This window comes from Fodinisporobacter ferrooxydans, from assembly GCF_022818495.1.
GTDB lineage: Bacteria > Bacillota > Bacilli > Tumebacillales > MYW30-H2 > Fodinisporobacter > Fodinisporobacter ferrooxydans.
Window position 1 is genome coordinate 2207410 of sequence record NZ_CP089291.1, and the last position, 14387, is coordinate 2221796.

The window sequence follows — 14387 nt, forward strand, 5'->3', positions numbered from 1 at the left end:
CGATTCTAGGAGGGATTTGCGTGGATGTGATTGCATCTCTGCTGCAAAACGTTCCCATACCCAAATTTATCCCGGTTCGCCAGCATTTTACCCGTCAACAAGTATCCGATGTAGAAACAGCAGTCTACCAGGCAATCGCCGATTCCCATGTGGCCGAACGGATTCAAGCGGGTCAAGAAATTGGGATTGCAGTCGGCTCTCGCGGTATCGACAGCCTCCCAACACTTGTGCGCGCACTCGTACAAGTGGTCAAAAATCGGGGGGGCCGGCCCTTTATTTTCCCTGCGATGGGCAGTCACGGCGGAGCCACAGCGGAAGGGCAGACTGCCATGTTGGAACATCTGGGCGTTACGGAATCTTCCGTTGGAGCCCCCATACGCTCTTCCATGGAAACAGTCGATCTCGGCGCTTCTTCCTTGGGACTGCCTGTCTATGCGGATCGCTATGCTGCACAGGCAGACGGCATCATTGTGTTGAATCGGATCAAACCGCACACATCGTTTCATGGCAAAGTTGAGTCAGGGCTTTTGAAAATGCTGACGATCGGCGTCGGCAAACAAAAAGGGGCAGACAAGGCACATCAATTGGGATTCGCACATATGCCAGATCATATTTGGGATATTTCCAAGACGATCATTGAAAAATTGCCCATTCTGTTTGGGCTTGCCGTTCTCGAAAATGGCTATGACAAAACGGCAAAAGTAATCGCTGTTCCTGCCGAACGTTTGCATGAAGAGGAGCCGCGCCTGCTTGATGAGGCCCGTGCGCTCATGCCCAAAATTTTATTCGATCCCCTCGATGTTTTGATTGTCGATCAAATCGGCAAAGACATTAGCGGCGTCGGGCTTGATCCGAATGTGACCGGGCGGTTCCCGAACAGTCTGGTGTCAGGCGATTTGCGAGTCAGCAAAATCGCAGTGCTGCGCTTGACGGAGCGTACAGACGGAAATGCGGCGGGCGTCGGTTTGGCGGATGTCACGACAGCTGCGGTGGAACGAAACATTGATCGGGTCAAAGGATATATGAATTCATTAACGTCAACCACCATGACGACGATTAAGCTGCCAATGGTGTTGGACAGCGATAAAATGGCCATTCAGGCGGCAGTGAAAACATGCAACTGTGCAAATTTCCAAGAGGCGCGGATCGTACGCATCAAAAATACGCTTCACTTGGAGGCGGTCTGGATTTCCGAAAGCCTTTTTGCGGAAGCGCAAGAGCAAGACAACATTGAAATACTCGGGACTGCACAAGACCTTCCATTTGACGAAGCGGGGCATTTATCCATATAGAGAGAGTATAAGAATTGAAAGTGATCAGGGAGAGTGGACGTGTTGAAGTGTATCGTATGTGAACAACCCAATCAGTTTCAAATGATCGATGTAGATAAACCAAAGCTACAGCGGGGACAAGCGATCATCCGGATTCGGCGGATTGGCATTTGCGGGACTGATTTTCATGCATACAAAGGGAATCAGCCATACTTTACTTACCCTCGCGTGCTTGGCCATGAATTGTCAGGGACGATTGAAGAAATGAGTGAAATTGGCGAAAATCCGTATGGTCTGCGGCAAGGAGATCAAGTGGCAATTATTCCATATATGGAATGCGGACAATGCATTGCCTGCAGGAATGGAAAAACCAATTGCTGCACAGAATTGAAAGTATTAGGTGTTCACATGGACGGCGGGATGTGTGAATGGCTTTCCGTGCCGATCGATCATCTGCTCAAAACGGAAGGAATCTCCCTCGATCAAACGGCGCTTTTGGAACCGTTAAGCATCGGGGCGCATGCGGTCAGACGTTCCGATTTGAAAAAAGATGAAGTTGCGTTGGTGATCGGCGCAGGTCCGATTGGCCTTGGGGTCATGGCTTTTGCCAAACAGCGCGGCGCAAAAGTGATCGCGATGGATATCAATGAAGAACGATTGCAAGTTTGCAGAAACTGGGCGAATGTCGATCATACCGTTTATGGATTGCATCAGCCGGATGAAGCAATCGCGGCAATTACGAACGGTGAATATCCGACAGTTGTATTTGACGCTACCGGAAATGCCAAATCGATGATGCACGCATTCCGATATGTGGCGCATGGCGGAAAACTTGTTTTTGTCGGGCTTGTAAAAACAGACATAACATTTTCCGATCCAGAATTTCACAAGAGAGAAATGACTGTAATGGGAAGCCGCAATGCTGCACGGGAAGATTTTGAACTTGTGATGAAGACCATACAATCAGGGGAACTTGATTTGGATTTGTATATAACCCACCGTGTTGATTTTTCACAAACGGTTCATGTGTTTGATCAGTTGCTACAGCCAGAGTCAAACGTGATTAAAGCAATTATTGCATTGTAAATCTTGATTGTCGCATTGCAATCGTGTTTGCAATTATATGCAATCCTATTTGTATAGAAGAAAAATGGCAAAAGAAAAATAAGATGACATTCATCCGTTTTTATGGTTCAATTTTGAATCGTATGGAAAAACTGGTGAAATCGATGATCGAATGATCTCTTGATAGACAAGGAGCACTGTATGGCAAAATCCATGTCCCGCAAAACGCCGGGTCGCACGAAACCTTCCCAAACAACGGAACCGAAAGAATCACGATTCATCGTCAAAGAGCCTGGCGAGCTAATGCAGTGGCTGCTTGCAACACTTGCAGGAAAAGGGCGCAACAAAGTCAAAGGGATACTCGCGCGGGGGCAAGTGTCTGTAGAAGGGAACGTTGTAACACAATATGATTATCCATTGGCAGCGGGAAATCGTGTAGTCATTGATTGGTCGGAAAAAATACCGGAAGCACCCATCGAGGGCCTTGAAATTCTCTACGAGGATGCGGATCTGATTGTAATTGACAAAGAAGCCGGATTGCTTTCGATCGCAACAGAGGGAGAGAAACAGCAAACCGCCTATCGAATGTTGATGGAGCATGTGCGTAAGAAAAATCCGCAAAATCGAGTGTTTGTCGTCCATCGCTTGGATCGGGAAACGTCGGGCGTGATGATGTATGCCAAACGTGAGCAGATTCAAGAACATCTGCAAAGCACATGGCGCAATACAGTAGTTGAGCGCACCTATGTAGCGGTTGTCGAAGGCTGTGTTGCCAAGTCGGAGGGCACGATCCGATCATGGCTGAAAGAGAGCAAAACACTCCAGATGTATTCGTCCCGGACAGATAATGGCGGACTCGAAGCGATCACTCACTACAAAGTGCTGCAAGCCGACAGGGAATATTCCCTCTTGGAAGTGAAACTGGAAACGGGGAGAAAAAATCAAATCCGTGTGCATATGCAAGAGATTGGCCACAGCATCGTCGGTGATAAAAGGTATGGCGCCAAGAAAAATCCGATCGGCCGATTGGGCCTGCATGCGCGTGTCCTGACGTTTCGCCATCCTGCTACGGGTCAATTGCTATCCTTCGAAACGGAGATTCCAAAAAAGTTTTTACGGTTATTTCAAACAAAGAATAAGTAAACATTTACTCACACCACCTACTTTTTGTAGTAGGTGGTTTTTCGGTTATTCTCATCATTACTCAAACGTATTCGATCAGATACATCTGGTTGCTAATAAAAAAATGACCAAAATAACAATTGACAGAAAACTTCATTTTTAATATGATAACGTTAACATATATAAAACAACTGATTGGGTAGTTATGGAAAGCGGTTTCTAAAAGCAGGTTGTCAAGTTCAATCGGAAAACCACTAGGAGTGCAATCGAAAAATGCAAACGAGGTGAAAATCATGGAACCTCTAATAAAAATGCAAGATATTGTCGTTCAATTTCGAGGGATCCCGATTTTGCAAGAGGCTCGCCTGGAAATACAAAAAGGCGAAGTTCATGCACTGCTGGGAGAGAATGGTGCGGGCAAATCTTCGTTAATGAAAGTGTTGGCAGGCCTTTATCAAAAACAATCCGGGAACATTGAAATCAATGGCAGGGAGGCAGAGTTTCATTCTCCGCAAGATGCCATGCAGCAAGGAATCAGCATGATTCATCAGGAATTGCAGCTAGCTTCACACTTAACCGTAGCCGAAAATATTTTTCTGGGCCGTGAACGGTGCACCAAGTTTGGAATCGTCAAAAAGCGGGAGATGGAACTGGAGACAACAAGAATCTTATGTCAGCTGGCACCAGAAATCAGACCGAATGATTTGGTTGGCAATTTGGGGATCGCCAAACAGCAAATGGTGGCTATCGCGAAAGCGCTGTCAACAGGTGCGCAAGTCATTATTATGGACGAAGCCACGACCGCTTTGACGGACAACGAAGTGACTCGTTTTTTTGATATTGTGCGATCGCTAAAATCCCAAGGTGTTGCGATCATCTTGATTACACATCGTCTGGATGAAGTGTTCGATTTGGCAGACCGGGCAACCGTAATGAGAGATAGCCGAACAATTGAAACGGTTGTTATAAAAGCTGTTCAGCCTTCCGATCTGATTCGGCTTATGGTGGGAAGGGAGTTAAATGAGATTTATCCGAAATCGCCAACGACTCGCGGGCGGGAAGGGCTGCGAGTCGAAGGATTGAGCAGCAAGAAACTATTAAAAGATATTCATTTTACCGCGTATCGCGGAGAAGTTTTGGGTATCGTCGGATTGATGGGCTCTGGCCGTACGGAGATTATGCGGGCCATATTTGGAGTTGATCCGATTGCTCATGTAAACATGTTCATTGATGGTGCGCCGGTACGAATCAAGTCTTGCAGAGATGCCATTCAAAATCGTATTGCGTATCTTACGGAAGACCGAAAGGGAAATGGCTTGGCGTTGAATCTGGATGTCGGCAAAAATATTGTAATGCCTGTATTGGAGCGTGTTTCTCCATTTGGAATCATGCAGCCACAGCAGGAAAAACAGATCAGTGCCAAATACATTCGAGAGCTTTCGATCAAAATTAAGGACACTGCAGCACCGATCGGAATCTTGAGCGGCGGGAACCAGCAAAAGGTCATGTTAAGCAAATGGCTCGCAACGGACGCTGAAATCTTTTTGCTCGACGAACCTACACGAGGGATCGATGTCCAGACGAAAGTGGAAGTATACAATCTGATCAACCGCCTGACAGATGCAGGAAAAACAGTCATCATGACATCCTCCTATTTGCCGGAAATTATGGCGATGAGCGACCGCTTTATCGTTCTCTGCGAAGGGCGGATGACAGCAGAATTGACTCGTGCCGAAGCCACACCTGAGAATCTGATCTATTATGCATCCTTACATAAAGACTATGCTGTTTAGGAAGGTGGTTGCAATGGAAAAACAACTCGTAACAAGTATACCCGGTGATTCGACGCCGACACACACATTGCGGAGATTTTTTGAAAAACTGGCTCCCTTTCTCTTTTTGATCTTTATTATGATCATTCTTTCTGTCATTTCTCCCAACTTTCTTACGATTCGAAATCTATTAACCATTCTATTGCAAATTAGTATTGTCGGAATTATTACCGTTGGCGAAACAATGGTCTTGATCACGGCGGGTGTTGACCTTTCTGTCGGATCGATCGTGGGATTGTCAGGCGTACTGAGTACGCTTTTAATGGCGGATGTTCACTTTCCAATCTGGTTGGCAGTCATCGGTGGCATTATTGTCGGGGGGCTGGTGGGAATGGTCAATGGTGTGCTCGTCACCAAAGTCAAGCTTCCCTCCTTTATTTCCACACTCGGCATGATGGGAGTCGCCCGCGGATTTGCATTGATTCTCACTGGTGGTGTAACCGTTTTCAATCTGCCCGATCAATTTGGATGGATTGGCGGCGGGCGATTTGCTGGAATCCCAGTACCTGTATACTTTCTGGTTGCGGTAGGGATTATAGGAACTTTTGTTTTAAACCGCACTCGCTTAGGCAGATACACATATGCAATCGGAAGCAATTCGGAAACCGCTCGATTGTCAGGGATCAATATTTCAAAATATTTGGTTATTATTTACGCCATCGCTGGAACTCTCTCCGGATTGGCAGGCGTCATTTTGGCATCCCGGATTATAACAGGTGAACCGACTGCCGGTCTGGGTTATGAGTTAGATGTAATCGCTGCTTGTGTCATTGGTGGAACAAGTCTATTTGGAGGGGAGGGGACAGTTCTCGGATCGATGATTGGAGCTGCACTGATGGGGGTTATTCGCAATGGCAGCGACTTGCTCAACATCTCCGCATTTTGGCAGCAAGTGATTATCGGTATCATCATCTGGGGCGCAGTTGCTTGGGACAGTTATCGAAGACGCAAAGTAGGATAACAGATTTTCGCATGGAATTTCATTTCTTCTACGTATAAGATGAGGGGGAAAACACATGAAAAAAATGGTAGTTGCGGTTGCAAGCTCTGTCTTAATGCTTTCACTTGTCGGCTGTGGCGCAAACGGTACGGCCACAAATCAAGGATCACAATCTTCCAATGGGAATACCGCGGTCAAAACAAGTGCCGGCAAAACCTATAAAATTGCCGTTGTCCCTAAAGCGGTCGGATTTGATTATTGGGAAACGGTTCATGCCGGGGCGGTTGCGGCAGCCAAGGATCTGGGAAACGTAAATGTGATCTGGAAAGGCATGTCGGCGGAAACGGATGTCAGTGGCCAAGTATCATTGTTGGAAAACTTTATCAATGAACATGTAGATGCGATCGTACTTGCAGCATCTGATACAAAAGCGTTGATCCCTGTCATCAAAAAAGCGGAAAAGGATGGAATCAAAGTCATTACGATTGATTCCGGCACAAGTCCGCAAGTATCTGATTCCTTTGTAGCCACAAACAATGTCAATGCAGCCAAAGAAGCAGCCGATGCGATGGATAAGCTGTTATCCGGGAAAGGAGATGTAGCATTGCTCCCATTTATCGCAGGTGCATCCACTTCCAATGAGCGGGAGCAAGGATTTAAAGAAGAGTTGGCAAAATATCCGGGACTCAAATTGGTTGCTACGGAATATTCGCAAAGCGATTATAACAAGGCACTATCTGTAACGGAAGATATTTTGACGGCTCATCCACACTTGGCAGGCATCTTTGCGGCAAATGAACCTGGCGCCCTTGGTGCGGCTCAAGCAATCAAGCAGCAGGGGTTGCAAGGGAAAGTCAAGATCGTAGGTTTTGATGCATCGCCAAAAGAAATTCAAGCATTGCAGGATGGAACCATACAGGCTTTGATTGTTCAAAATCCATATAAAATTGGGTATGACGGCGTGAAAGATGCGGTGCTTGACCTCGAAGGCAAGCATATCGACAAACAAGTGGATACAGGTGCAACCGTTGTAACAAAAGATAATATGAACAAACCGGAGATTCAAAAATTGCTTTATCCACGGGGCAAGAAATAAAAGGATAGGGAATTCAAAAAGGTTCATTTGAGGATTGGTGGATTGGGAAGCAAGTAGTTTGCAGCAATTTGCTTCCCTTTCATGTTAACGATAACGTAAAAATAACTTGATAAATGGCGACTGGATGGATGTACATTAGGAAGGACTACGAGGAGTGACAGACATGAAGAAAAGACTGGATGGCCGCATAGCATTAGTTACAGGTGGATGCAGAGGGATTGGCGAAGCGATTGCGATTCGATTGGCGGAGGAAGGCGCACATGTAGCGATCAATTATTTTACGGATGATTTAAGACATTTGGCAGAACATGTGCAACAAAACATACAAGAGTTGGGATGTAAATCCATCATTGTTCAAGCGGATGTCGGCAACCGTTCACAAGTCATTGCCATGTATGAAAAAATCGAACAAGAACTTGGGGCTGTGGATATTCTCGTCAATAATGCAGGCATAGCGCCATTTGAACCGTTTATGAAAGTAACGGATGAAACATGGGATCGGACGTTTCATACGAATGTGAAGGGAATTTTTATATGTTCCCAACTGGCTGCAAAGGGGATGATCGAACGAACATACGGGAAAATCATCAACGTTTTATCCACTGCCAGCCTAATGGTCACAAGTCCAGTCATCCCACATTACTTGGCTTCAAAAGCTGCAGGACATATGTTGACAAAAGGGATGGCAATTGAATTGGGCCGTTATGGCATCAATGTCAACGCGGTCGGCCCGAGTACTACGGATACGGAGTTTTGCAAAGAGTATTTGGCGGATCCGAATATTCGCGCCCGTGAAATTGAAGCGAATCCGATGAAACGTTTGGGCACAGCGAGGCAAATTGGAGATGCGGTCGTATTCTTGGCTTCCGCAGAAGCCGCACAGGTCAATGGACATCTATTGATGGTGGATGGCGGCCTTACCGTCAAAGCAGCACAACCGGATGACCATATGGAACGATAATGGAAATGAATCATGAATATTCAATGAAAAACGGTGTTTTCATTTGATTGAAATTTTCACGAAAATTCTTTGGAACAGTATGAAAGAAGGGTTTCTATGTTAAAAGGGATTCCTGCTATTATTTCCCCGGAATTAATAAAAACATTGATGGAGATGGGCCATGGGGATGAAATTGTACTGGCGGATGCCAATTTTCCAGCGGCCAGCCATGCCGGAAAGTTGATCCGTTGTGATGGTCATGGGATTCCGGCGCTTCTTGCAGCCATCATGCGCTTCTTTCCATTGGATACGTATGCGGATTATGCAGTCAGTCTCATGCAAGTCGTCCCTGGTGATCCGGTGAAACCGGCGATTTGGGACATGTATCTGGAAATTATCCGACAAGAGGCAGAGCAAAAAGCAGAATTTTGCTGGGTGGATCGATTTTCTTTTTATGAACAGGCAAAACAGGCGTATGCAATCGTGGCAACAGGGGAACGTGCTTTATATGGCAATATCATTTTGAAAAAAGGCGTTATACAGTCGTAGTTTCATAGTTTCTCCGAAAGACAAAATCAATGCCGGGAGCAGGAAATGTCCATGAAAATTGATGCGCACCAACATTATTGGAAGCTGGATAGAAACGATTATGGCTGGATCACTCCGGATCTCCAAGTTTTATATAGAGATTTTCTGCCGCAAGATTTACTTCCCCAATTGGATAAACACGGCATCGGCAAAACGATACTTGTGCAGGCTGCTCCGACGGAGGCGGAAACGGAATTTTTACTAGGTTTATGCGAGAGTTCGGACAGGATCGCCGGTGTCGTCGGATGGCTGGATCTTGCACATCCGGATTTTCGCCAGCGTTACAAAGTCTTCCGGGAGAATCCTTATTTTATCGGGGTTCGTGTCATGATCCAGGAAATGGAGGATGCAAATGAAATCCTGCAGCCCCACATGATTCGGGCGTTCCGGTTTTTTGCGGAACAGGATTTCCCTGTGGATATCCTGATTTATTCCCGCCAGTTTCCGTCTGTTTTAAAACTTTTGGAGCAAGTTCCAAATTTGCGGGGTGTCATTGACCATATCGGCAAGCCGGATATACGATCACATACATTCGAACCTTGGAATGAACAGATAAAAGAGGCTGCAAACTATCCCAAACTGTACTGCAAACTTTCAGGAATGGTTACGGAAGCGGATCATGCCGAGTGGAAGATCGAAGATTTTATTCCGTACGTTGAGCATGTCATTGATGTTTTTGGCACAAAGCGTATCCTGTTCGGGAGCGATTGGCCGGTTTGTTTGTTGGCTGCCAGCTACGATGAAGTGATTGACGTGCTCTCGAAAACCATTTCGATCAAAGAGCCGGAACAGGCATACAGAGATTTGTTTGGATACAATGCGATTCGATTTTACAAACTCGATCCGCTTTTGCCACTCAAAATGTAGCGATTCAACATAAACACACAACATTCATAGAAAAATACAAGAAGATCATATGGATAAGATCTTTAAGAGCGAATCCATTTGACCTTCTTATTATGTTTTCTTTTCGTGTCAAATGCTATTCAAGTGCTGCATTGATATTTCGGCTGGAACGACGAATAATAATTTCCGGTGGCAAGACAATCGTTCTGAAATTTGAGGTTGCTGTTCCCAGAATGCGCTCGACCAGCATTTGCACTCCGAAGACGCCGAAATCGTAGGAAGGCTGTTTTGCAACCGTCAGAAAAGGATCAAGATCTTGCAGCAAGTCGAGATCATCAAAACATACGACTGAAATATCCTCAGGCACTTTCCATCCATGTTTCCGCAATTCTTTGATCGCGCCAAGAGCGACAAAATTGTTGGCGGCAAATATTGCGGTAGGCAATGTCTGTAATTCCAACAATTTTTGCATCACTTCTTGGTGGCTGCCCAATGTATATTCGGTTTCAATGATCATGGACGGATCGATTTCAAGATCATGCAGTTTGAGTGTTGCAAGATACCCTTGCAAGCGGTCGCGGGCGGTCGAGATGTGTTTGGGACCCGTGATGCAGGCAATTCGCCGGTGACCGTTTTCGATCAAATGTTCCATTAATTTATGTGCGCCTAACATGCTGTCACCCAAAACTTTGTCACATTCCAGGTTGGGAACTTCCCGGTCAATCAAAACAAACGGAATTCCCTGTTTCCGCAAGAGACGCAAATTTTTCAGGGAATCGTCTCCACTTGGCGCAAAAAGTACACCGTCTACTTGTGTCGAGAGCAACATCTCGATATATTCTTTTTCCTTCGCAGGGTCTTCGTCGCTATTGCAAAAAATCAAGCGGTAGCCGAGACGTTTGGCGGCATCTTCAGCGCCGCGGGCTAATGTCGTGTAAAATGGATTTGTGATGTCTGTGATCAGCAGCGAGAGCAGACGCGTTTCTTTTTTTACCAAACTTCTTGCATTGCTGTTTGGATAGTAATCCAGTTCCTTCATCGCCTGTTCGACACGCCGGCGAGTTTCTTCATTCACCGGCCCTGACCCGTTGATCACTCGGGAAACGGTCATTGCCGAAACGTTTGCTTTTCGCGCTACATCAAGTATGGTTGGCATTTATACGTACCCTCACTTAAAATCTTGACAGGATGGAAACGAAAAATATATGATAACGTTAACATAGAAATATAAAACATTTCAAGAGGAACTATGCATCTGAATTGAAAAATGAGTGAACATGCTGGACGATTGGAAGCTGGTTGCAGGAATGATAAAAGATCATTCCCGGACAACCTGAAAGATTGGCAATATCCATTCATAGTAGAAGTGCAACGAAGAGGAGATGGTGAAATGAAATACCGGCATCTTGGAAACAGCGGATTAAAAGTGAGTGAAATCGGACTTGGCAGCTGGCTTACATATGGTAATGCCACCGAAAAGCAAATCGCGGTGGATTGCATCGACCGGGCATATGAGCTGGGTATTAATTTTTTCGATACGGCAAACGCATACAACCAGGGGGAAGCGGAAAAAGTCGTCGGTGAAGCCCTGCGCAAGTATCCGCGGGACAGTTACGTTCTGGCGACGAAAGTCTATTTTCCAATGGGCGATGGACCCAATGACCGCGGTTTATCGCGCAAGCATATCGTGGAGCAGTGTAATGCAAGCCTGAAACGTCTGGGTGTGGAATACATCGATTTGTACCAGTGCCATCGCTATGATGTCAACACTCCCCTTGAAGAAACTTTGCGCGCACTGGATGATTTGATTGCACAAGGAAAAGTGCTCTATGCAGGTGTAAGCGAATGGACGGCAGCACAAATCACTCATGCAAAAGGGATTGCAGAAAAAAGAAATCTCCGTCCACTTATTTCCAATCAACCGATTTACAATATGCTTGTTCGCTATATTGAAAAAGAGGTGATTCCCGCTTGTGAACAGTTTGGCTTGGGGCAAGTTGTATTTTCACCGTTGGCCCAAGGGATTTTGACTGGGAAATATAAGCCGGGAAATCAGATTCCGGGGGAAAGCCGAGCTGCCAATGCAGATACGAACCATTGGATTAAAAGTTATTTGCGGGATGATGTCTTAGGTTGCGTTCAGAAGCTTGCAACAATAGCAAAATCTGTCGATGCGACTCTTTCCCAATTGGCGATTGCCTGGGTGCTGCGCCAAGGGAATGTAAGTTCAGCAATTATCGGTGCAAGTAAAGTCAGCCAAATTGAAGAAAATATAAAAGCGATCGATGTTTTGCTGACAGAAGAAATTTCCCGAGAAATAGAAAGTGTCCTAAAAGAAATCGATGGATTCGTGCCGATCTGGTAAAAAAGGGATCCATTGAATGATGATTCTGTTGAATTCGAATGAGAAAATGCAGGCCCATGCCATTCCTATTTGGTATGGGCGTTTTTATGCTGGACAGGATTCTTTTTCGGCTGTTGTGATATTTGTCACAAATCGAGTCGATAAAATCAGCTACAATGGCATACATCGCTTTTAAATAGATTTACAGATTAAAAATAGAAAGATAAAAGAGAAAAAGATAGGAATCAAATGAGTGGAGATGAAAAAAGAAATGTTAAGCCAAAAAACTATTGAAATCATAAAATCAACCGTGCCTGTGTTGGAAAAACACGGTACAGCGATTACGTCGCGCTTTTACCAATTGATGTTTTCCAATCATCCGGAATTATTGAACATCTTTAATCATGCCAATCAAAAACAAGGCAGACAGCAAACGGCTCTTGCCAACGCCGTATATGCGGCTGCGGCAAATATCGATCAGTTGGAAACTATTTTGCCTGTTGTTGCACAAATCGCGCATAAACACCGGAGCCTTGGAATCAAGCCGGAGCATTATCCGATCGTCGGCAAACATTTGTTGTTGGCCATTGAAGATGTTCTCGGCGATGCCGCTACACCGGAAATTCTGGATGCCTGGAAGCAAGCGTATGGTGTGCTTGCTGACGTATTTATTAAAGTGGAAGCGGAAATGTACCAGCAAGCTGCAGAACAAACGGGCGGCTGGAAAGATTTCCGGAACTTTGTCGTGGCGAAGAAAGTAAAGGAAAGTGAAGTCATCACATCCTTTTATTTGAAACCGGCAGACGGCGGTCCGATTGCGGAGTATGCGCCGGGACAGTATATCAGTGTCAAAATCAATGGCGCGGGTGACGAATTTACACATATCCGCCAGTATAGCCTGTCTGACGCGCCGGGGAAAGACTATTATCGCATCAGTGTCAAACGGGAAGATGCCATCGGTGACAAACCTGCCGGGAAAGTATCTGCGTATTTGCACCAGCAGGTACAGGAAGGCGACATTTTACCGATCAGCGTACCTGCTGGAGATTTCGTCTTGAATATGGAAAAAACCGTACCCGTTGTGCTGATTAGTGGCGGTGTGGGCTTGACTCCGATGGTCAGCATGCTGAATACCCTGGTCGAGAAACAGCCCAATCGTCCTGTTACATTCATTCATGCAGCGATTAACAGCAAATTCCATGCAATGAAAGAGCATGTCAGCAGACTGGAAACCAAATACCTGCAAGTACAGTCCTATGTCTGTTATGAAAAGCCAACGGCCGAAGATGTCCGAAACGAATCCTTTGATAAGGAAGGATACATCGACCTGCCTTGGTTGAAATCCATCCTCACGTCTAAAGAAGCTGACTTTTATTTCTGCGGTCCTACGCCGTTTATGAAAGCTGTGTATCGCGCATTGCAAGAGTGGGGCGTGCCTGAGAATTCCATTCATTTTGAATTCTTCGGACCAAAAGGCGATTTGGTCGACGCACCGGCGACTGGCGACAAAAGCGCAACAAATGTTGTTGTGGAGGCTTAAAGGAAGGTAAATGAAACTCTAATGCTTCGCCAACAAAAGCACTGGCGAAGCATTAGTTTCTTTAGGAGGTTTTTTGTATGAATCCCCTGAATCCTCATGTCATGTATACAGGGGTTCAACAAAGCCTGCTTAAAATCACCAAGAGTGACTTGGGGGTGGTATGAGTACACATGAGTGCTAAGTTTGCCGATCGTCTTGCGACATTACAATTTAAATTAGAGCAAAGTGATCGGCACTGTTTGAGCGAATGCATGTGTACTCGTGCCGCCCCCTTGCAATTGGTGGCTATTCTCACGGATTTAGAAAATCCATTTGTTTGCCATGATTTCTACACGGTATCCAGATGATGATCCTTCTGAATTTTCTCCAAAAGCGCATCACAGCCAAGGGAAATCCATTCGTACACGCGATCAAACTGGCCGTCATAATAGGGGTCCGGAACGTTGTTTTCCGGAATGGAAGGAACCAACTCAAGCAGACGGAACATTTGCTGCCGGACATTTCCCAAATTTCTGATCATGGCCATGTTTTGCTCATCCATGACGACAATATAATTGAACTTTTGCAAATCTTCCGGCTGTATCTGCCTTGCGATCAGGTCTTCGTGCGGAATGGAGTGTTGCTTCAACATTTCAATCGTTCCGGGATGTGGCGGGTTTCCAATGTGCCAATTGCCTGTACCTGCTGAATCTACCGATATTTCATTTGCCAATCCGACATCTTGCACTTTTTTTCTGAAGATCGCTTCAGCCATTGGAGAGCGACAGATGTTTCCCTTACATACAAATATTACATGAATCAAT

General features: G+C 45.6%; 13 protein-coding genes. 11 read left to right on the top strand and 2 right to left on the bottom strand.

Annotated features, from left to right (window positions below; genetic code table 11):
* Positions 1-20: 20 nt before the first annotated feature.
* The 9 genes from LSG31_RS10575 to LSG31_RS10615 all read left to right on the top strand — a co-directional run bounded on the left by LSG31_RS10575 (position 21) and on the right by LSG31_RS10615 (position 9721).
* Entirely contained in the window at positions 21-1292 is a 1272-nt protein-coding gene (locus LSG31_RS10575) for a nickel pincer cofactor-dependent isomerase, group 22 (RefSeq protein WP_347439219.1), read from the top strand.
* A gap of 42 nt (positions 1293-1334) precedes the next feature.
* Complete coding sequence (locus tag LSG31_RS10580) at positions 1335-2357, top strand: zinc-binding alcohol dehydrogenase family protein (RefSeq protein ID WP_347439488.1); 1023 nt, start codon at positions 1335-1337, stop codon at positions 2355-2357.
* Between the two features lie 180 nt (positions 2358-2537).
* Entirely contained in the window at positions 2538-3479 is a 942-nt protein-coding gene (locus tag LSG31_RS10585; protein ID WP_430734256.1) for an RluA family pseudouridine synthase, read from the top strand.
* 272 nt (positions 3480-3751) lie between these two features.
* A complete protein-coding gene (locus LSG31_RS10590; RefSeq protein ID WP_347439220.1) occupies positions 3752-5251 on the top strand; it encodes a sugar ABC transporter ATP-binding protein in 1500 nt (499 codons plus the stop codon).
* Positions 5252-5264: 13 nt separating this feature from the next.
* On the top strand, positions 5265-6251 hold the full coding sequence (locus LSG31_RS10595) for an ABC transporter permease (protein WP_347439221.1): 987 nt from the start codon (positions 5265-5267) through the stop codon (positions 6249-6251).
* A gap of 55 nt (positions 6252-6306) precedes the next feature.
* Positions 6307-7326, top strand: coding sequence for an ABC transporter substrate-binding protein (locus tag LSG31_RS10600; RefSeq protein WP_347439222.1), 1020 nt, complete (start codon positions 6307-6309; stop codon positions 7324-7326).
* A 163-nt stretch (positions 7327-7489) separates the two neighbouring features.
* Complete coding sequence (locus tag LSG31_RS10605) at positions 7490-8287, top strand: SDR family NAD(P)-dependent oxidoreductase (RefSeq protein WP_347439223.1); 798 nt, start codon at positions 7490-7492, stop codon at positions 8285-8287.
* Between the two features lie 96 nt (positions 8288-8383).
* Positions 8384-8815, top strand: coding sequence for an L-fucose mutarotase (gene fucU, locus LSG31_RS10610; protein ID WP_347439224.1), 432 nt, complete (start codon positions 8384-8386; stop codon positions 8813-8815).
* A gap of 51 nt (positions 8816-8866) precedes the next feature.
* The gene (locus tag LSG31_RS10615; protein ID WP_347439225.1) at positions 8867-9721 is read left to right on the top strand and encodes an amidohydrolase family protein; all 855 of its coding nucleotides are present in this window, start codon (positions 8867-8869) and stop codon (positions 9719-9721) included.
* 115 nt (positions 9722-9836) lie between these two features.
* On the opposite strand, the gene LSG31_RS10620 is transcribed toward LSG31_RS10615, so the two are convergent.
* A complete protein-coding gene (locus tag LSG31_RS10620; protein ID WP_347439226.1) occupies positions 9837-10856 on the bottom strand; it encodes a LacI family DNA-binding transcriptional regulator in 1020 nt (339 codons plus the stop codon).
* A 234-nt stretch (positions 10857-11090) separates the two neighbouring features.
* On the opposite strand from LSG31_RS10620, the gene LSG31_RS10625 reads away from it, so the two are divergent.
* Both LSG31_RS10625 and hmpA read left to right on the top strand, forming a co-directional pair.
* Complete coding sequence (locus LSG31_RS10625; RefSeq protein WP_347439227.1) at positions 11091-12065, top strand: aldo/keto reductase family protein; 975 nt, start codon at positions 11091-11093, stop codon at positions 12063-12065.
* 250 nt (positions 12066-12315) lie between these two features.
* Positions 12316-13584 carry an NO-inducible flavohemoprotein gene (gene hmpA, locus LSG31_RS10630; RefSeq protein ID WP_347439228.1) on the top strand — a complete coding sequence of 423 codons (1269 nt, stop codon included), beginning with the start codon at positions 12316-12318 and terminating at the stop codon, positions 13582-13584.
* 328 nt (positions 13585-13912) lie between these two features.
* Here hmpA and LSG31_RS10635 read toward each other — a convergent pair whose 3' ends face one another.
* Entirely contained in the window at positions 13913-14386 is a 474-nt protein-coding gene (locus LSG31_RS10635) for a low molecular weight protein-tyrosine-phosphatase (RefSeq protein ID WP_347439229.1), read from the bottom strand.
* Position 14387 lies beyond the last annotated feature (1 nt).